Annotated in this window: 19 protein-coding genes; 9 read left to right on the forward strand and 10 right to left on the reverse strand. The window is 67.5% G+C overall.

The window, feature by feature from the left end; translation table 11 throughout:
• The first annotated feature begins 1 nt into the window (after position 1).
• Positions 2-766, forward strand: coding sequence for an enoyl-CoA hydratase/isomerase family protein (locus IEY68_RS17865; protein ID WP_058853534.1), 765 nt, complete (start codon positions 2-4; stop codon positions 764-766).
• A 456-nt stretch (positions 767-1,222) separates the two neighbouring features.
• Entirely contained in the window at positions 1,223-1,711 is a 489-nt protein-coding gene (locus IEY68_RS36300; protein ID WP_268241631.1) for an ATP-grasp domain-containing protein, read from the forward strand.
• Between the two features lie 142 nt (positions 1,712-1,853).
• On the opposite strand, the gene IEY68_RS17875 is transcribed toward IEY68_RS36300, so the two are convergent.
• On the reverse strand, positions 1,854-2,696 hold the full coding sequence (locus IEY68_RS17875; protein WP_082681157.1) for an SDR family NAD(P)-dependent oxidoreductase: 843 nt from the start codon (positions 2,694-2,696) through the stop codon (positions 1,854-1,856).
• Entirely contained in the window at positions 2,693-3,457 is a 765-nt protein-coding gene (locus IEY68_RS17880; RefSeq protein ID WP_058853535.1) for an SDR family NAD(P)-dependent oxidoreductase, read from the reverse strand. The genes IEY68_RS17875 and IEY68_RS17880 overlap by 4 nt, the downstream gene beginning before the upstream one ends.
• A gap of 100 nt (positions 3,458-3,557) precedes the next feature.
• On the opposite strand from IEY68_RS17880, the gene IEY68_RS17885 reads away from it, so the two are divergent.
• The 3 genes from IEY68_RS17885 to IEY68_RS17895 all read left to right on the forward strand — a co-directional run bounded on the left by IEY68_RS17885 (position 3,558) and on the right by IEY68_RS17895 (position 7,057).
• Positions 3,558-4,706 (forward strand): thiolase family protein, encoded by a 1,149-nt coding sequence (locus IEY68_RS17885; protein WP_058853536.1) that lies wholly within the window; start codon positions 3,558-3,560, stop codon positions 4,704-4,706.
• The gene (locus IEY68_RS17890; RefSeq protein ID WP_062998646.1) at positions 4,703-5,656 is read left to right on the forward strand and encodes an ArgK/MeaB family GTPase; all 954 of its coding nucleotides are present in this window, start codon (positions 4,703-4,705) and stop codon (positions 5,654-5,656) included. The genes IEY68_RS17885 and IEY68_RS17890 overlap by 4 nt, the downstream gene beginning before the upstream one ends.
• Before the next feature lie 126 nt (positions 5,657-5,782).
• Positions 5,783-7,057 (forward strand): tetratricopeptide repeat protein, encoded by a 1,275-nt coding sequence (locus tag IEY68_RS17895; protein ID WP_062998644.1) that lies wholly within the window; start codon positions 5,783-5,785, stop codon positions 7,055-7,057.
• Positions 7,058-7,084: 27 nt separating this feature from the next.
• On the opposite strand, the gene IEY68_RS17900 is transcribed toward IEY68_RS17895, so the two are convergent.
• From IEY68_RS17900 to IEY68_RS17915, 4 genes are read right to left on the reverse strand one after another with little or no spacing between them, the layout of a single operon-like run.
• The gene (locus IEY68_RS17900; protein ID WP_058853537.1) at positions 7,085-7,495 is read right to left on the reverse strand and encodes a nuclear transport factor 2 family protein; all 411 of its coding nucleotides are present in this window, start codon (positions 7,493-7,495) and stop codon (positions 7,085-7,087) included.
• Positions 7,492-8,574: an NAD(P)H-dependent amine dehydrogenase family protein gene (locus IEY68_RS17905; RefSeq protein WP_058853538.1), complete on the reverse strand. Its 1,083-nt coding sequence runs from the start codon at positions 8,572-8,574 to the stop codon at positions 7,492-7,494. Before IEY68_RS17905 ends, IEY68_RS17900 begins: the two co-directional genes overlap by 4 nt.
• A gap of 38 nt (positions 8,575-8,612) precedes the next feature.
• Positions 8,613-9,464: an acyl-CoA thioesterase gene (locus IEY68_RS17910; RefSeq protein WP_058853539.1), complete on the reverse strand. Its 852-nt coding sequence runs from the start codon at positions 9,462-9,464 to the stop codon at positions 8,613-8,615.
• Positions 9,465-9,512: 48 nt separating this feature from the next.
• Positions 9,513-10,169 (reverse strand): TetR/AcrR family transcriptional regulator, encoded by a 657-nt coding sequence (locus IEY68_RS17915; protein WP_058853540.1) that lies wholly within the window; start codon positions 10,167-10,169, stop codon positions 9,513-9,515.
• Positions 10,170-10,352: 183 nt separating this feature from the next.
• Between IEY68_RS17915 and IEY68_RS17920 the strand changes: the two genes are divergently transcribed.
• The 4 genes from IEY68_RS17920 (at position 10,353) to IEY68_RS17935 (ending at position 13,922) form a co-directional block, all read left to right on the forward strand.
• Positions 10,353-11,351 (forward strand): acyl-CoA dehydrogenase family protein, encoded by a 999-nt coding sequence (locus IEY68_RS17920; RefSeq protein WP_058853541.1) that lies wholly within the window; start codon positions 10,353-10,355, stop codon positions 11,349-11,351.
• A 124-nt stretch (positions 11,352-11,475) separates the two neighbouring features.
• Positions 11,476-12,264, forward strand: a complete 789-nt coding sequence (locus IEY68_RS17925) for an enoyl-CoA hydratase (RefSeq protein WP_058853542.1) — start codon at positions 11,476-11,478, stop codon at positions 12,262-12,264.
• 196 nt (positions 12,265-12,460) lie between these two features.
• Complete coding sequence (locus IEY68_RS17930) at positions 12,461-12,970, forward strand: MTB12 C-terminal domain-containing protein (RefSeq protein WP_058853751.1); 510 nt, start codon at positions 12,461-12,463, stop codon at positions 12,968-12,970.
• Positions 12,971-13,382: 412 nt separating this feature from the next.
• Positions 13,383-13,922, forward strand: a complete 540-nt coding sequence (locus IEY68_RS17935) for an MTB12 C-terminal domain-containing protein (protein WP_058853543.1) — start codon at positions 13,383-13,385, stop codon at positions 13,920-13,922.
• A 104-nt stretch (positions 13,923-14,026) separates the two neighbouring features.
• Here the strand turns inward: IEY68_RS17935 and IEY68_RS17940 are convergent, their stop codons facing one another.
• The 4 genes from IEY68_RS17940 to IEY68_RS17955 all read right to left on the reverse strand — a co-directional run bounded on the left by IEY68_RS17940 (position 14,027) and on the right by IEY68_RS17955 (position 17,779).
• Entirely contained in the window at positions 14,027-14,902 is an 876-nt protein-coding gene (locus IEY68_RS17940) for an acyl-CoA dehydrogenase family protein (RefSeq protein WP_058853544.1), read from the reverse strand.
• 3 nt (positions 14,903-14,905) lie between these two features.
• Complete coding sequence (locus IEY68_RS17945) at positions 14,906-15,994, reverse strand: acyl-CoA dehydrogenase family protein (RefSeq protein ID WP_058853545.1); 1,089 nt, start codon at positions 15,992-15,994, stop codon at positions 14,906-14,908.
• 146 nt (positions 15,995-16,140) lie between these two features.
• Complete coding sequence (locus IEY68_RS17950) at positions 16,141-16,557, reverse strand: nuclear transport factor 2 family protein (RefSeq protein WP_062998642.1); 417 nt, start codon at positions 16,555-16,557, stop codon at positions 16,141-16,143.
• The gene (locus IEY68_RS17955) at positions 16,541-17,779 is read right to left on the reverse strand and encodes a metal-dependent hydrolase family protein (RefSeq protein ID WP_058853753.1); all 1,239 of its coding nucleotides are present in this window, start codon (positions 17,777-17,779) and stop codon (positions 16,541-16,543) included. The genes IEY68_RS17950 and IEY68_RS17955 overlap by 17 nt, the downstream gene beginning before the upstream one ends.

Here is a 17,779-nt window from a genome sequence, read left to right on the forward strand (position 1 = left end):
AATGTACGATATGCCACCGGAGATCGATGTCCGGGCCGATGGTCCGCTGCGGATCATCACTCTCAACCGCCCGGATGCGCTCAACGCCGTGGACGACGCGCTGCACACCGGCCTGGCCCGGCTGTGGCCCCGGCTCGCCGAGGACCACGACGCCCGCGCCGCGGTACTCACCGGTGCCGGTAAGGCGTTCTCCGCCGGCGGCGATTTCACCTACCTGGCGGAATTGGGCCGCGATACGGTGCTACGCGAGAAAACCATCGCGCACGGCCGCGATATCGTGCTGGGGATGGCGCGCTGCCGGGTTCCGGTGGTCGCCGCGGTCAACGGTCCCGCCGTCGGTCTCGGCTGCAGCCTGGTCTCGCTGAGCGATATCGTCTATATCGCCGAAACCGCCTACCTCGCCGACCCGCACGTCCAGGTCGGATTGGTGGCGGCCGACGGCGGCCCGCTGACCTGGCCGCTGCACACGAGTCTGCTGCTGGCCAAGGAATACGCGCTCACCGGCGCCCGCATCCCCGCCGAACGAGCCCGGGAGATGGGCCTGGTCAACCACGTGGTGGCCGACCCGCTGGCGGAGGCGCTGGCCTGTGCGAAACGGATCGCCGAGATGCCCCGCCAAGCTGTGGAAGCGACCAAGCGCGTACTGAACATCCAGCTGGAGAAATCGGTGGCGGCCACCCTGGACTACGCCACCACCGCGGAATACCAGTCCTTTCAGACCGACGATTTCCACGCGACGATCGCCAAGCTCACCGGTGGCAAATAGGCCTCGATCCGGAGCGGAACGCTTCGTGTGTCTTCCCGTCATCCAGGGGAGCACCTGCCGGACACATGAGTTCCTGCGGGACCCGCTCGTCCTGGACATCGGCGTGTCGGTCAGCAGAGCCGGAGTCGTTCACCTCCGATCCGGTCGGAGTAGATTTCGGTTTCCCGCACCCGCGGGCCATACGATCATGTAGCGATGCCCAGCATTCTCTCGTGCGCTGATCCGCTCCATCCACGGCGCACCGATCCCCACTTCGCCGCCGAGACTGCGACCGCTCGCGAACTCGGTGCCGACGTCGGGTTGATCGACCACGACTTGCTGTTGGCCGGCGACGTCGCGGCGGCGGTTCGGAATGTCCCCCGCGACAGCGGCCCGGCCTGGTATCGCGGCTGGATGATCCCTACGCCTGCATACTCGGCGTTGGCCGAAACTCTCACGGCTCGCGGCACACTACTGATGACCGATGCTACGGCCTATCGGGCAGCACACGAATTACCCGGGTGGTACGCAATTTTCGCGCCGGTGACGCCGGCCAGTCGGTGGCTGGCCGGACCGCCCGGCCGGGTGCCTGACACAGCAACCTTGGCCGCGTTCGTCGCCGAGCAGGAAGACTATCTCGCGGGTGGCATCGTGTTACGGACTTTCGAATCCTTCGGCGCTGGTGATCGGCGAGCCGCAGAAGCAAGGGTGTGGTGGCTGGACGGTGAGCCGGTGCTGGTCGGAGCGCATCCCGATACACCCGAGGACTATCCGTTGCCGGTGTTGAACCGTGTCGCCGCATGCGTTGCGCAATTGGGCGCCCGTTTTGTCACGACCGATCTCGCGTTGCGCGAGGATGGTGTCTGGCGGGTAGTAGAAGTCGGTGACGGACAAGTATCCGACTTGCCTGCGGGTTTCGAGCCCGAATCGATCATCGGACCGCTACTTGCTGCTCCGGCACGGTGAGCGGATACCGCGAATCGCCGACACCACCGCCGACTTCTCCGCCGATGCCACCAACCGTCCCGGCAGAATCCGCAACCGCGTCCTGTGGACCCTGCAGATCCTGCTCGGCCTGTTCTTCGTCATCGCCTCCGGCGGACCCGAATCATGTTGTGGCGAGAAGGGCTTCCGAGCGTTGGACGGTCCCCGTGATTCCGGTGCCGTCCTGCGACGCGAGCAGAGCCGCGGCCCGGCCCATTGTTTCCGGTGGTTCCACCATCTCGGCCGGGATATCGCCGCCGCCCGCGGCCTGCCAGCCCTCGGTGAGTACCACCCGTGACGGGCTCAGGCAGTTCACCGCGATATTGTCCGGCCGCAGATCGGTCGCCAATCCGGTGTAGAGCCGTTCGACCGCGGCCTTGGAGACCCAGTAGGCGTTGGATCCGCGGTCGGTCATCTCCACCCCGGTGGTGGTGATCGCGACGAGTGAACCGCCGCCGCGGGCGCGGATGTGCGGGATTACTTCCCGGGTCACCAGGAACACCCCGGTGAGGTTCACGTCCAGGCACAGTTGCCAGCGTTTGAGCGGGGTGGTTTCGACCGGTCCCAGCCACAACACGCCCGCATTCGCGACCAGGATGTCGATTCCGCCGAATTCGGCGACCGTGGCAGCGATCGCGGCGCGGACCGATTTCTCGTCGGTGACATCGCAGGGCACCGCCAGCGCCCGGCCGCCCGCGGCGTGTATCCGCGCGGCCACTTCGTGGATGGTCCCCGGAACCCGGCCGGTGTCCTCGGAACGTGCCGCTACCGCGACCGCCGCGCCCTGCTCGGCCAGGTTCACCGCGATGGCGGCACCGATACCCCGGCTGGCCCCGGCGACGAAGACGACCCTCCCCGCGAGCGATCCCGCGGTTGCGCGGGCGGGGCCCGCCGGGGACGGTGCCCCTGGTTCGACCGTCTCGGACCGGCCGCCGGCATCCTGGGCCGGGCCCGCGGGTTCGTTCACTTCGGCGGGAATCGCAGGGCGCCGTCGAGGCGGATGACCTCGCCGTTGAGGTAGTCGTTCTCCACGATCGACTGGACCAGTTGCCCGTACTCCGGCGAGCGGCCCATCCGCTTCGGGAACGGGATCTGCGGGGACCAGTACTGTTCGAGCTGGTCGGCGGCCTTGCCGTAGGCGGGGGTGTTGAAGGTACCCGGTGCGATGGTGACCACGCGGATACCGAGGGGGGACAGGTCACGGGCGGCCACCAGGGTCATCCCGATCACGCCGCCCTTGGCCGCCGAATAGGGAAGCTGGCCGATCTGGCCCTCGTATCCGGCGACCGACGCGGTGTTGACGATCACGCCGCGCGACCCCTCCTCGGTCGGCGCGGATTCGGCGATGGCCGCCGCGGACAGCCGCATCACGTTGAATACGGCGATCAGATAGAACTCGATGGTGGTGCGGAATCCGTCCAGTGCGAGCGGGCTGCCGTCCTTGCCCACCAGCCGGCCGCCGGCCGCGGGGCCACCGTGCGTGTCGACCGAGATACGCAGCGGGCCCAAGGATTTCGCCTCCTCGACGGCGGCCTGTACCGATTCCTCGCTGGTGGCGTCGGTATGCACGTAGCGGATACCGAGTTCGTCGGACAACTCCTTGCCCTTGTCGTCGGCGACGTCGGCCACCACCACTTTGGCTCCGGCGGCGTGCAGCCGCCGGACCGTCGCCTCGCCCAGTCCGCCCGTACCGCCGACGACAATCGCCGAACTTCCCTCGATCTGCATGGCGCTCACCTCTCTTGCGATTATCGCTCTCAGATTGAGAGAATACTATTCTCATGTATATCGGCAAGATCGTCGACGTGGGGGAAACTGGAGAGAACTGATGCCTGAAGCCGTGATCGTATCCGCGCTGCGCACCCCGATCGGAACCGCCGTCAAGGGCACGCTGCGCGAAACCACCGCCTTCGACCTGGCCCATCACGTGGTCGAGGCGACGACCAAACAGCTCGAGACCGACGCGCCCATCGACGATCTGGTCCTCGGTGAAGGCCGCTACGGCGGTGGTGTGATCGCCCGGCATGCGGCGGTCACCGCGGGCCTGACCGGGGTGCCCGGCCTGGCGCACAACCGTCACTGCGCGGCCGGTATGGCGGCGGTGCAGACCGCCGCGGCCGGTATCCGGGCCGGTATGGACCGGTTGGTGCTCGCCGGCGGGGTCAATGCCGACTCCACCGCGCCCAAATCCCGGTTCCGGGTGGGACCCGAAGAATGGGCCGACCCCTGGACCTCGCCCTCGCATCCGGATCGGCCGGATGCGCCGAACCTGGACATGTCGATCACCGTGGGCTGGAACGCGGCGGTGAAATCCGGGATCTCCCGCGAGGAGCTCGACGCCTGGGCGCTGCGCTCGCATCGCAACGCGATCTCCGCGATCGACGAGGGCCGCTTCGGCGACGAGGTGGTCCCGATCGATACACCGTTCGGGCAGTTCGCGGTCGACGAGCATCCGCGTCGGACTACCACCCTGGAGAAACTCGCCTCGCTGAAGGTCCTGCACCCCGAGATCGACGGGTTCTCGATCACCGCGGGCAATGCAGCCGGCGCCAACGACGGTGCCGCCCTGCTCACCGTCGCCAGCGATGAACTGGGGCTGCCCGCGCTGGCCACGATCCGGTCCTGGGCCTCGGTGGGTGTCGATCCCGCCGACACCGGACTCGCGCCTATCGAGGCCATCACCAAGGCCGCCCGCAAAGCGGGAATCTCGCTCGGTGAGGTGAAACTGTTCGAGATCAACGAGGCGTTCGCCTCGGTGCCGATCGCGGCCGTGCGGGCCCTGGACCTGGACCCGGATCTGGTGAACGTGAACGGTAGCGGCTGCTCGCTGGGGCATCCGGTAGCGGCCACCGGGGCGCGCATGATCGTGACCACGATCCACGAATTGCGCCGTCGCGGCGGTGGTCTGGCGATCGTGGCCATGTGCGCGGGCGGGGGTATGGGTTCGGCGACGGTACTCGAGGTCGCCGCGCCGTGAACGACAACGGTGCCGCCGGGGGCAGGTCCCCGGCGGAACTGATCGCCGCCGCGCGCACCGGTTCGGTGCGCGCGGCGGGCCGGTTGCTCACCCTGATCGAGGGACCGGGGCGCGACGCGGTGCTGCGGCTGCTGGAACCCGCCGCTATCCGGGTCGTCGGTTTCACCGGGCCACCGGGAGCGGGTAAGTCCACCACCATCGCGGCGGTGGTGAGTACCTATCGCGCACAGGGTCTGCGGGTCGCGGTTCTGGCGGTGGACCCGTCCTCGCCCTACAGCGGTGGCGCGCTGCTCGGCGACCGCATCCGGATGGCCGCCCATATCGACGACCCGCAGGTGCTCATTCGGTCGATGGCCACCCGCGGGCATCTGGGCGGCCTGTCGGCCGCAGTACCCGCGGCGATCCGGCTCCTTGCCTTCCTGTCCTACGACCTTGTCGTCATCGAATCGGTAGGGGTGGGTCAGTCCGAGATCGAGATCGCTGCCGTGGCGGACCCCACCGTCGTGGTTCTCACCCCGGGCGCCGGGGACGCTGTTCAGGCCGCGAAGGCGGGACTGCTCGAGGTGGCCGACATACTGGTTGTGAACAAGGCCGACCGGGACGGGGCCGAGCAGACGGTTCGCGAACTGCGCGCCGAATCCGATGTCCCGATTCTCACGGCTGTCGCGGCGAACGGCACCGGTATCCGCGAACTGGTCGCCGCCGTCGACGCCCACCATCGCGCCGATACCGCGCAGCGCCGTGCCGCGAGGGCGAGGGCGCAGATCCTGTCATTGGCCTACAGCAGGCTGCGCATCCATCCCGGCCTCGGTGCTCTCGCCGACGCGGTGGGGGCGGGAGAGTGCGACCCCTATACCGCCGTCGACCATCTGATGCGCCCGAATGATCCGGGATCGGCGTATCCGGCTTCGCCGCCGAGTGACCGGCTCGTCGAACCCGAGACCCGCTGATTCTTCTGCTCTGCTCGTTCGATGCGGTTTGAAGCTGTGCCCGAGTCCCGCGACGGGAGCGCCGATACCGGTTCTTTTGGCCGACGCCCGATGTTGTCTGTCGTAGTGCTCCGGCAGCATGGACCTATGTCCGAGTCGAACAGACAGTTGACGATTCGCACAACCGGCGAACCGCGAGACGATATCGCTCGGCCCGACGCGATCTCTCGCGATGATTCGCTGTGGGGCTCGTCGAGTCCGCCGTTGCCGGCAGCGGCCGACATCGCCGACGATTCCCCTTCGTTCGATGCCGTGACCGCAGAAGAACGCCACCGTCGGGCAGCCGACGCGGGCGACCGGGCCGCGATGGTAGACCTCGCGATGCTGTTGGGCGACCAGGGCCGGGCGGTCGACGCCGAAACCTCGGCCCGCCGCGCCGCCGAGGCCGGCGCCGTCGCGGGGATGAACTACCTCGCGATACTGCTGGAGAACAGAGGTGAGATCACCGAGGCCGAGTTCTGGTACCGCCGGGCTGCCGCCGGCGGCTACCGCCCGGCGATGAACAACCTCGCGGTCCTGCTGGAGGAAAGAAACGAGACCGGTGCGGCCGAAGCCTGGTACCGCCGCGCTGCCGCCGCCGGTCACCCGAGGGCGATGAACAACCTCGCCGTCCTGCTGGAGACAAGGGGTGAGGCCGGTGCGGCCGAGACGTGGTACCGAAGGGCCGCCGACAGCGGTTACCTCGGGGCGATGTTCAATCTCGCGCTCATGCTGGAAGGACGAAATGAGGCCGGCGGGGCGGAGGTCTGGTTCCGCCGGGCTGCTGCCTTCGGTCACCCGGGGGCGATGTTCGCGCTCGCGGTCGTGCTCGATCGACGGTGTGACATCGTCGGAGCCGAGGAATGGTATCGGCGGGCTGCTGTCGCTGGGGAAACCGACGCGATGTTCAACCTCGCGGAGATAATGACCGCACGGGGTGAGGCCGACGCAGCGGAGGAATGGTATCGGCGGGCCGCCGTCGCCGGGGACGCCGAAAGTATGTATCTGCTCGCCCGCCTTCTGGAACGGAAGGACACCGGCGAGATATACCGGCTCGCTGGAGCTCTGGAACGGAGGCGCCGGGCAGCCGAAGAAGCCGCAACCTGGTTGCGGCGGGCTGCCGAAGCCGGCCATGCCGGGGCCGTATTCCGGCTCGCGGAACTGCTGGAGCGCGGGGGCAGGGCGGAAGAAGCCGAAACTTGGTTACGGCGTGCTGTCAGCGGCGGTAACCACCAGGCGATGTACAGCATTGCGCGCCTTCTGAAAGCGAGCGGGAAAGCGGACGAAGCCGAGATCTGGTTGCGGCGCGCGGTGGCCGGTCTTCGCCCCGGCGACCCGCGCAGCGGAAACCCGACCAGCGGCGCGGCGGCACCTCGACGCTAGACGAGAGCTTCGGCCCGTTACCTCGGATCAGGCGCTCGCCGGCCGGTAGTCCGTGTGTAGGCGGGTCAGCCGCTGGGTCCGGATACGCCAGTCGCCGTCGATCTTGGCATAGGTTTCGTGGTAGTGCCCGAACCCGTGCACGCGTGTACCGTCCGGCCAGGTCAGCCGGTCCTCCAAGGCCCAGATACCCTGTGCCGTGGTCTCGCTCAGCACCTCGATCTCGGGGGAGTGCCCGTGATGGATCGTCAGCGCGTCGCCGATCCGGGCGGTGAGAAAAGTGAGGAACGTATCCGCTCCGGTGATCACCTCGCCGCCCGACTCGGACAGGTCGATCACGACGTCGTCGCAGAACAGTACGCGGAATCCGGCCCAGTCCTTGGTGTCCATCAAACGGAAATAGCGGGCTTTGAGCGCACGGAGCGCTTCGTGGTCGTTCATGGTCGTCCCAGATTCGCGTTGATCGCCGGCAGGTCCAGTACCGTGCGGATCCCAGGCGGCGCCGCACAGACATGGGCGACGGCGTTGACAGCGCGGTTGGCGGTATAGGACGGGGAGCGTTCGGCCATTTCCTCGAGCGGGAAGGGGAACACCATATCGATCTCGAGCGGCGCGTCCCCGCGCACCGACAGATGCCAGCCGGTCGGGCGGATCTCCCAGCCGGTTCCGGCGCCGGTGCCACAGTGCCAGACGGCCCGGAAGGACACGACGGTATGCCCGTCGCGCAGACCGGAGATCGTGATGCGCTGGGCGGCCACTGTGTCCTTTTCGATTGTGCCGGCGGCGATTTCGAAGGTGTGCTCCGCGGTCGCGACCTCACCGGCCGCGGTGACGTCGTCGAGGGGCAGGCCGATTCCGTCGGCGAGCAGGCGCAGCGACGGACCGAAACTGTCGCGCAGATGGTCGAGGCGCGCACCCGCGAAATCGGCCGGAGGACTGCCGAACCCCATCACATCGAACAGGATCCCCGGTGAATTCCGCTGAGAGAGATCGGCGTACTCCTCGATGGCCAGCGAATCCAGTCGCCGCTGAATCGATGTGAGCACCAGCGGCACCGCCTCGGTGATGAATCCCGGACTGCTGCCGGTGCTGTGGATCGAGGTGGCGCCCACCGCGCAGGCCGCCTCCACCCGGATCCGGATATCGGGATCCATACTGGGCGGGTGGTGGAAGAGTCCGCAGGTGGTGACGATATTCGTGCCCCCGGCCAGTATCGCGCAGACCTCGTCGATATCGCAGTTCTGCGGCATGTAGAGCACGCAGTCCGGCCGTCGGGTGAGGATCTGTTCGATATCGCCGGTCGCCTCGACCCGGGTCGGAGCGTCCAGTCCGCAGAGTGCGGCGGCGTCGAGTCCGTGTTTTTCCGGCGAATGCGAATACAGTGCGGCCAGTTCGAGTTCCGGATGTGCGACGATCGCGCGCAGGGCCCGCCGGCCGATGGTGCCGGTGGCCCATTGGGCCACTCGGTACGGACCGCCGGAGTCGCGGTGGGCGGGGGAGGTCGGGGTACTGGGTTCCATCGGGCTCTCCGTCCGTGGTGTGCGGTAACGGCCGGACGTCAGGGGCGGAAACGCAGCAGGGCTTCCTGAGCGAAAGAGGCCACCAGGGTGCCGTCGGTGGTGAGGACGTCACCGCGCCCGTAGGCGCGCCCGTGGGCCAGTACCGTGCCGTGGTGCCGCAGCAGCAGCCAGTCGTCGCTGCGGAACGGACGGTGGAACCAGAGCGTGTGCGAGGTGGTGGCCGAGGTGAATTCGGTGCCGTTGCCGCTGTGCTCGAACCCGTCGATCTGGCGCAGCACCGTGCCGATCACGTTCAGATCGGTCGCGTAGGCCAGCAGGCCCGGCGCGAGTTCGGTGCCGACCTCCGGAGTCCGCATCCACAGGTCGTATTCGGCCGGTCCCACCGATTGATCGCTCAGATCGGTGAGCGACCGGGTCTCCCACGGGATGAGGCCGATCTCGATCCGGTGTTCGGGTCCGGGCAGCGGGCCCGGCGCCGCGACCTCTTGGCTCTCCCGGCCCTCTTCCATCGCGGTCATGGAAACCAGCGCCGTGGCGATCACATCGCCCTTCTGCCGCGCGACGACGGTGAGGGTCGCGAAGGAGCGGCCGCGGTGTTGTGGTTGCACCACGTAGTACACCGGGGCATCGCTCTTACCTTCGCGTGCGAAGATCACGTGCACGGATTTGACCGTCTTGTCCGGGCAGGCGAAAACGGCGGCGCGCAGGAACTGCGCCAGCAACTGGCCGCCGAAGAGCCGGTGGTACTCCAGCTGCTGATTGGGGCCTTCGAATACCGACAGCGTGGCCTGCGGATCGGGGGCGGGCGCGTCGTCGTCACCGGTCTGCGGTGCGGTGGGCCGCAGGCGGAGGTCCATGCACGCGAGAAGGTCGGTCCAGAGATCGGGCATACAGTGAGTGTAATCCTGTTTCTCGGATTTGGAGAACGTTATTCTCGCCTAATCGGCGTGCGCGAAACCCCGAGCGCAGAATTCCCAGATCTCCTCGGCCGAGATCGGATACGCGGTCTCGTCGTCGATCCCGCCGTTGGACTGCGCGGTGAACATGACCGTCTGCATCACCATGGCGGCCATCCGCCGCGGATTGACCTCGGTGCGCAGCAGTCCGGCTTTGTCGGCATCGACCATCAGTTCGGTGAACAATGCCAGCAGCGGAGTGTGCGCGACCTTCACCTGCGCCGGATGGCTGACCAGCAGCTGCGGTGCGAAATCGGTGAACAGCGGGCGCTGCGCGGTCGGATCCGGGCGGCACAGCTCGTAGAGGAGTTCCACGGCCAGCTGCAGCCGTTCCAGGGCGTCGTCCTTACCTGCCGCGGCCGCGCGGATCTGTTCGGAGGTGCGGCTCAGGGCATCCTCGAACAGGGCCAGCAGTAGTTCGTGCTTACCGTCGAACTGCAGGTAGAAGCTGCGCAGCGACTGTTTCGACCGGTCCACGACCTCCTGGACCGTGAAATCGGTGGTGCCCTTCTCGGTGATGATCGCCTGGGCGGCATCGAGGAAGCGCTGGACCCGCTGTTCGGCGCGTAGTTTCGCGGTGCGGATCGAGCGCTCGACGGCGCGCTGCTTCCAGGCCGGTTCTTCGCTCGGGCTGGTCACCGGGCGGCCCGTCCGATCCCATCGATCCCATCTGTGGAGAACATGAGTGCACTGTACCGGAGAACGTCCCATGTCTGGGCAGGCACGTCCCATGTTCGCTCCATTGGGGAGACTATTAATTTCATCTCAAGAGAATGCTATTCTCCTGAACGTAACGCAACCCCGCCACAGGAGGCAGTCCGGATGCTCTTCGAGTTCGATGCCGATCAACGGCTGTTGCGCGATACGGTCCGGGAAGTCACCGTCAAGGAGTGCCCGCCCGCGGTGATCCGGGAGATCGTCGACGCCGGTGCGGATCCGGGCCGGCTCTGGAAGACCTATATCGAACTCGGCTGGACCGAACTCGTCGAACCGGACGCGACCGTGGAACTCGGTATCGTCCTCGAAGGCTTGGGCCGGGCGACCGACCCGACACCCTATCTTGCCACCATGACCCAGTTCGCGCCGCTCGCCGGGGATTCGGTGACCGCCGACGGAACCGGGGCCGCGGTGTTCGAGGGAGTCACCGCGACCCGCGACGGGGACGGGTGGCTGCTGAACGGCAGCGCCGTGCCGGTGCTCGACGGGGACCGGTGCGATCGCCTGGCCGTGGTCACCGAAGCCGGTGTGTTCGTGGTCCCCGCGCACGCGGTCACCGCCCGGCGGACCGACGCCTTCGATCCGGTGCTGCACCTGGCCGAGGTCACCTTCGGCGCGGTGCGGGTCACCGACGGTGACCGTACGGCCGCGGATCCCGAACGCGCCCGCCAGCTGGCGCTGACCGGTCTGGCGCTGACGACGGTGGGCGCCTGCCAGCGGGTCCTCGATCTGGTGCTCGAGCATGTGCGGACCCGGCGCCAATTCGATTCCCCGATCGGCGCCTTCCAGGCGGTGCAGCACAAGGCGACCGATATGCATCTGGCCATCGAACGGGCCCGGGCACTGGGATATTTCGCGGCACTGTGCTTGGCCGAGGATGATCCGCGGCGAAAACTGGCGGCCGCGATGGCGAAAGCCGCGGCGGGTGAATGCCAGTCGACCGTGTTCCGTCACGGGGTGCAGTTGTTCGGGGCCATGGGGTTCACCTGGGAGAACGATCTGCAATTCGCGATCAAACGGGCCAAGGCCGGTGAACTGCTGTTCGGCGGCGCGGCGCGGCATCGCGCGGTGGTCGCCGCGGAATACCTCGCCACCGCGCGGTGATCGGCGACACCATGGGATCGCGTCCCCGCGGTGGCCGGGAGAACCGGTGCCGCGGGCGGCGCAGCAAACGGAAATCGAGTGCCGGGTTCGTACCCGGTGTACCCCGGAACCGAGGAGCACTGTTTTGTCGTATATCGACTACGAGGTCGCCGACAAGATCGCGACGATAACGCTGAACCGGCCCGAGGCCGCCAATGCGCAGAATTCGGCACTGCTGGACGAACTCGACGCTGCCTGGACCCGGGCGGCCACCGATGACGAGGTCGTGGTCATCGTCCTGAACGCCGCCGGTAAGCATTTCTCGGCCGGCCACGATCTGAAGGACGACAGCTGGCCCGAGCCGGAGAAGATCACACTCGACTGGATCTACCAGACCGAGAGCCGACGGTACCTGGAATACACATTGCGGTGGCGCAATGTCCCCAAACCGTCCATCGCGGCGGTTCAGGGCCGGTGTATCGCGGGTGGCCTGATGCTGTGCTGGCCGTGCGATCTCATCATCGCCGCGGATAACGCGCTGTTCTCCGATCCGGTCGTGATGATGGGGATCGGCGGCGTCGAGTATCACGGGCACACGTGGGAACTCGGGCCGCGTAAGGCCAAGGAGATCCTGTTCACCGGCCGTGCGGTCACCGCGCAGGAAGCCGAACAGACCGGCATGGTGAACATGGTGGTGCCGCTGGACGAGTTGCCCGCGAAGACCGCGGAGGTGGCGGGCCGGATCGCGAAGATGCCGCCGTTCGGGTTGCGTCAGGCGAAGCGGGCCGTGAACCAGACACTGGACGTGCAGGGCTTCTACGCGGCGGTGCAATCGGTTTTCGATGTTCATTCCACCGGGCACGGAAACGCGCTGAGTGTGAGCGGATATCCGATTCTGGTCGACCTCGAACAAATGAAAACGAACATCAAGTAGATCTACCGATCGGGGGATCGATCCGTTCGCCGCGGTATCGATCCCCCGATATCGGAATAGCGATCACCGATATGGAACCGGGCGATCAGGGATTCTTCGACACGGGTAGCGTAACCGAATTACGCCGACCCGGAACCCTGTTTCCGAATTTCCCTGATGGACAACGATTCGAGTGTTCATCGGAAAGGTTTCCGCCATGCGTTCCAGCAGAACCCGGCGTAGCGCCGCAATTTTCGGCCTGATCGCTCTGACCGCCACGGCCGTCATCGGCTGCGGTGATTCCGAAGACGATGCCGCCGCTGCCACCTCGGCCCCGGCCGCCGCCAGTTCGGCCGCGCCCGCCGCCGCCTCCCCGGAGACCGAGAAGGAGATCACCGACGCCTTCGTCACCTTCTTCAACGGCACCGCGCCGGCGGCGACACGGGCCGGTCTCGTCGAGAAGGGGGATGCCTTCGCGCCGATGCTCGAGGGAATGGCCGCGGACCCGCGGGCTTCCGGAACCAGTGTGACCGTCTCCGCGGTCGAACTCGTCGACGACAAGACCGCGGATGTCACCTACACACTGCTGCTCGGCGGGAACCCGGTGCTGCCGGACCAGTCGGGGCAGGCGCTGAAGGAGGGCGACAAGTGGAAGGTCGCGGCGATGACGTTCTGCGCACTGCTGGCGGTCCAGGGCAGTGGTGAGCCTAACCCGGCGTGTAGCTGATCACCGCCTGTCGGAGGACACTGTTCCCTTCGCCGGAACATCCGTTCCCGCGCGGTGATACCGCGCGGTGAGCGCTCCACCGGCCCGGGTGTCGCGTATCGATCGCGCAGTATCGGTACGCCGCCCGGGCCCGCGACGGCCCCGGCGGAATGTGGGTGTATCGAAGAGCGGTCGAGGGGGTCGTGGGGAAGCCGAGAAGGTGTTGTGGGGTGTCCGGCTGCCGCCCGGATGGCGTAGCGATCCCGGTCGCGCCGGTAAGGAGCCGGCGCGCGGGATGTTTACCGGATTTCTTTCCGTTCAAATGCTCCGAATTCGCCCTTACCTCAGGGTTTCCCGGGCTAAGCTCGCCGCGGCATCTGCGGTAACCCTGTTTCCGGAGCTGCGCTTCATCACTCTGCAGAAAGACGAATCGATGTCACGAAGACACCGGGTAGCGCGTATCGCTGCCGCGGGCGGGGTCGCGCTCGCGCTGACCGCGGCCACCGGCTGCGGTAATTTTTTCGGCCCCGACAACTGTTATGTTCTACCCACCGCGGAGAATTCGGCCGAAAAGTCCGCTACCGCAGCGGGAGCCGCCCCCGGCGTCGCGGTCGCGGATTCCCCGGCCGCCGCGAATGCCGCGATCATGGGCGTCTACGAGGCGTTTTTCGCCCCCGCCACCTCGACCGCGGACCGTGTTTCTCTGGTAGAACGCGGTTCGGAATTCGAGACCGAGATCGCGGGAATGGCGAATCATATCCGGACCGCGCTCACGACAGTGGATGTCACCGAGGTAGTGCTGGCCCAACCCGGAAAGGCCGAATTGCGCTTCACGCTCAACATATCCGGAAATCCGGTGGTGAACGGGCAAGTCGGCCATGCGGTCCGGGAGGCGGACGGTTGGAAGATAGCCGCCTCCACCATGTGCGGGCTGGTCGCGATATCCGGGGGAGTATCGCAGGCCTGCGCCTGAGCCGATTCTGTCCCGGCTGCCGGAACGCCTCGTCGGGGGCGTCGTTGAGCCGGATCCCCGAGCCACCGCCCTGGCGCGCCGACCAGGGCGAGACGGCTTGCGTCTCACAGATGTGCGAGCCGCGGTGCGTACCCCAGATCGCGGAGCGTGGCGCCGGCCTCCCGGGTGAGTTCCCGGGCACTGCCGAGCAACCCGTCGAGCACCAGTACCCGCCTGTAGTGGCGGTGGAATTCGTGTTCGGCCGTGAACCCGATTCCGCCCAGCACCTGCTGACAGTTCCGGGCCGTCACCAGTGCCGCGCGACCCGCGGCGGCTTTGGCCAGTAGCGCCCCGAGGGACTCGGACTCTTCGGGCCGCGGGCTGTGCAGATCCGGATGAGCCGGGTGATGGGCATCGCCGGGCGAGACCGCGAGTGTGGCCTCCGCGCCTTCGACGGCCACCAGTGATTCGGCCAGCCGGTGCCGGATCGCCTGGAACCCGGCCACCGGCTTTCCGAACTGATGCCGTTCGAGGGCATGGGTCCGAGCCAGGCCGAGCATGGCCCGCGCCGACCCCACCAGCCACCAGCCGAGTGCGCGGCGTGCCGCGCCGATCGGTAGTTCCGCTGCGGCCACGGGCAATTCGGTGGTGTCGCCGAGGCGTCGTAGGGGTAGGTCCGCATCGAGCGGTTCCGGCGTTCCCGGTGGGCCGTCGCTGTCCCAGCGCACCCAGGTGCCACCGGTGAAAGGTAGTGGTACGGCTTCGCCGAAGGGACGGCCCGCGGCGTGTGCGATCACGTCGTTGAGCAGCGGGGCGTGCGCACCGGTTTCGCCGAGCAGCCGGAACACCAGGGGTACGGCGACCTCTGCGGTATCGGCGGGGCCGGTGAGCAGGTCGTGCCAGCCGAGGTCGCGCAGCGCCGTATACAGGGCGGCGCCGGTGGTCGTGGTCATCGTCTTGCGGAGCGTATCGGTGAGCAGGATCTGTTCGTCGGTATCCACTGCTCACTCCTTCCCCAGGTCGAGCAGGCGGCGGGCGATGATATTGCGCTGGATCTCGGCCGTGCCGCCGTAGATGGTGGCCGCCCGCGAGTACAGGAATTCCGAACGCCATTCGGTGTCGTCGAGCTCGACGACACCGGGCAGCAGATCGCGGGCGGTATCGAACAGTAGCTGTTCGGCACCCGCCAGCAGGACCTTGTCGATGGAGGTGTCCGGGCCGAGTGTGGCGCCGCCGGCCAGCCGCCGCTGGGTGGCGCGGGACCGGCAGCGCACGGTGTGCAGCGCCAGATAGGCGGCGCCCAGATCGGCGTCGTCACCGGCCGCGGTCTGGTCCAGCACCCGGTCCAGCCGGGTGAAGAGATGGGCGATCCGGTGCCAGAAGCAGGTGGACCGCTCATAGGGCAGCAGATCCATCGCGACCCGCCAGCCGTCGCCGGGGCGGCCGAGCATCCGATCGGCGCCGATCACGACATTGTCGAAGTACACCTCGGCGAACTCGTCGACACCGTGCATGGTGCGCAACGGTCGCACTGTGATCCCGGGTGTGTCCATATCGACGAAGAACGCGGTGATCCCGTCGTGGCCGGGGCCGGTGCGGGTGAGCAGGACACAGCGGGCGGCGAACTGCGCCAGGCTGGTCCACACCTTCTGGCCGTCGACCACCCAGTCCGATCCACGCTGTTCGGCGCGGGTGCGCAGCGAGGCCAGATCCGAGCCGGAGCCCGGTTCGGAGAAACCCTGGCACCACTGCTCACTGCCGTCGAGCAGCCGGGGCACCATCTGCGCTGCCAGTACCGGCCGGGCATAGGAGATCATGGTGGGCGCGAGCACCTCGACCATGGAATAGATCCCGGGTTCGGCGAGGCCGCGGGTGGCGACCTCTTCACCGAGCACCGCTCGCAGCAGCGGTTCGTCACCGAGACCGCCGACGGTCTCGGGCCAGCCGTAGCGCATCCAGCCACCGTCGTAGAGCGCCCGCCGGACCCGGGCCAACTGCGCGACCTGCGCGTCGAAACCGGGCTCGGGTCCGGGGGTGAGGTCGTGCTCGTCCAGCCAGGCACGCAGCGCCGAACGGAATTCCTCGACCTTCATACCGTGTCCATGGGGTGTGAGCGAGGGCCCTGCGTGGTGAGGCTTCGCTTCCGCCTCCGGGCCCGACTCGCTCATGCTGTGTCCGATGGGTATGGGCGAGGGCCCTGCGTGGTGAGGCTTCGCTTCCGCCTCCGGGCCTGACTCGCTCATACCGCCGGCCGGTCGAAGGCGTGCGGGATACCGGAATCGTGGATGCCGCTGCGCCGGATGAAGGTCATCGCGCGGGTCCGCAGCCGCCAGCCCTGCTCGGTGCGCAGATAGGTATCGCTGTAGTAGCCGATCCGCATATCGTGGCTGGAATGCTCCACGAAGCACAGGGGCTGGGTGCCGGTCCCGGTATCGCCGTCCAGTTCGATGAGCGGGGTCCCGGTGAGGAACAGCCCCTTGGGTGCGGCGCCCACGAGTTCGGGGAACACGTCGAGGGTGTAGGTGTCGCCGAACGCGCTGTAGGTGCCGTCGGGTGTGAACACACCGATGAGACCGTCGATATCGCCCTTGGTGATGGTCACCGCGTATCGCGCGAGCAGTTGCTGGATCTCGATCAGGTCATCTGTTGCCGCCATAGACCTTCCCGCCTTTCATCACGAACCGCACCTGCTGGGTGACGGTGATATCGGCCAGCGGATCGCCGGGCACGCCGATCACATCCGCCAGCAGTCCCTCGGCCAGGCGGCCGCGATCGCTCACCTGGATCAGCTCGGCCGCGACAACCGTGGCCGCGCGCAGCACCGACAACGGATCCAGACCACGTTCGACCAGCGCCACCAACTCATCGGCATTGCGTCCGTGCGGTATGGCCGGCGCGTCGGTGCCGACCGCGATCTTCACCCCGGCGTCGAAGGCTGCCTTCACCGAAGTACGGGCCTTGGGAAACATCTCGGCGGCCTTGGCCTGTAACTCGGGCGCAGCCTTGGAGACATCCATGGCATCGGCCAACCGGGTGGTCGGCACCAGATAGGTGCCGGACCGAACCATGAGGTCGATCGCCTCGTCGTCGACCAGGAACCCGTGCTCGATACAGTCGATACCGGCTCCGACCGCCTCCTTCACCGCCTCCGCCCCGTGGGTGTGGGCGGCCACGCGCAGGCCGCGCCGGTGCGCCTCGTCCACGATCGCCCGCAGTTCCTCGGTCGAATAGTGTTGTGCGCCGGGGGCACCGGTCAGCGACATCACCCCGCCGGAAACGCAGACCTTGATCAGCTGAGCGCCGTGCTTGATCTGGTATCGGACCGCTTTGCGCACTTCGTCGACACCGTTGGCGATACCCTCCTCCAGGGTCAGCTTCAGCACATCGGGTGCGAAGGCGGAGAACATCGTGGGATCCAGATGCCCGCCGGTCGGGGTGATGGCATGCCCGGCGGGCACGATGCGCGGGCCGTCGATCCAGCCCGCGTCGATGGCCTTGCCGAGCGCCACGTCCAGGAGGTAACCGCCGGTCTTGACGAAGAGACCGAGGTTGCGCACCGTGGTGAACCCGGCGCGCAGGGTGCGCCGGGCATTGCCCACCGCGCGCAACATGCGCAGTGGCGGATCGTCCTGGACCGAGGAGGCGAGGCCGGTCTCGCCCCTACCGCCCATCAGGAGGTTGACCTCCATATCCATCAACCCCGGCAGCAGGACGAGATCGCCCAGATCGACGATCTCGCCCTCGGGTTCACCCATCACCGCCCCGGCGCCTACGCCCCCGACCCCGACGATCCGATCACCCTCGACGCGCAGGATGCCGGGCCGGATGATCTCGCCGGTGTCCATGTCGAGCAGCCCGGCGGCTCGCAGCGTCAGCAC

The sequence above is a fragment of the Nocardia jinanensis genome (assembly GCF_014645735.1).
Taxonomy (GTDB): Bacteria; Actinomycetota; Actinomycetes; order Mycobacteriales; family Mycobacteriaceae; genus Nocardia; species Nocardia jinanensis.

Bases quoted from the DNA above. Each gene is read 5' to 3' on its own strand.
- IEY68_RS17865 (WP_058853534.1), top strand. From the start codon at position 2: ATGTACGATATGCCACCGGAGATCGATGTCCGGGCCGATGGTCCGCTG.
- IEY68_RS36300 (WP_268241631.1), top strand. From the start codon at position 1,223: ATGACCGATGCTACGGCCTATCGGGCAGCACACGAATTACCCGGGTGG.
- IEY68_RS17880 (WP_058853535.1), bottom strand. From the start codon at position 3,457: ATGCAGATCGAGGGAAGTTCGGCGATTGTCGTCGGCGGTACGGGCGGA.
- IEY68_RS17885 (WP_058853536.1), top strand. From the start codon at position 3,558: ATGCCTGAAGCCGTGATCGTATCCGCGCTGCGCACCCCGATCGGAACC.
- IEY68_RS17895 (WP_062998644.1), top strand. From the start codon at position 5,783: ATGTCCGAGTCGAACAGACAGTTGACGATTCGCACAACCGGCGAACCG.
- IEY68_RS17900 (WP_058853537.1), bottom strand. From the start codon at position 7,495: ATGAACGACCACGAAGCGCTCCGTGCGCTCAAAGCCCGCTATTTCCGT.
- IEY68_RS17905 (WP_058853538.1), bottom strand. From the start codon at position 8,574: ATGGAACCCAGTACCCCGACCTCCCCCGCCCACCGCGACTCCGGCGGT.
- IEY68_RS17910 (WP_058853539.1), bottom strand. From the start codon at position 9,464: ATGCCCGATCTCTGGACCGACCTTCTCGCGTGCATGGACCTCCGCCTG.
- IEY68_RS17920 (WP_058853541.1), top strand. From the start codon at position 10,353: ATGCTCTTCGAGTTCGATGCCGATCAACGGCTGTTGCGCGATACGGTC.
- IEY68_RS17930 (WP_058853751.1), top strand. From the start codon at position 12,461: ATGCGTTCCAGCAGAACCCGGCGTAGCGCCGCAATTTTCGGCCTGATC.
- IEY68_RS17935 (WP_058853543.1), top strand. From the start codon at position 13,383: ATGTCACGAAGACACCGGGTAGCGCGTATCGCTGCCGCGGGCGGGGTC.
- IEY68_RS17945 (WP_058853545.1), bottom strand. From the start codon at position 15,994: ATGAAGGTCGAGGAATTCCGTTCGGCGCTGCGTGCCTGGCTGGACGAG.
- IEY68_RS17950 (WP_062998642.1), bottom strand. From the start codon at position 16,557: ATGGCGGCAACAGATGACCTGATCGAGATCCAGCAACTGCTCGCGCGA.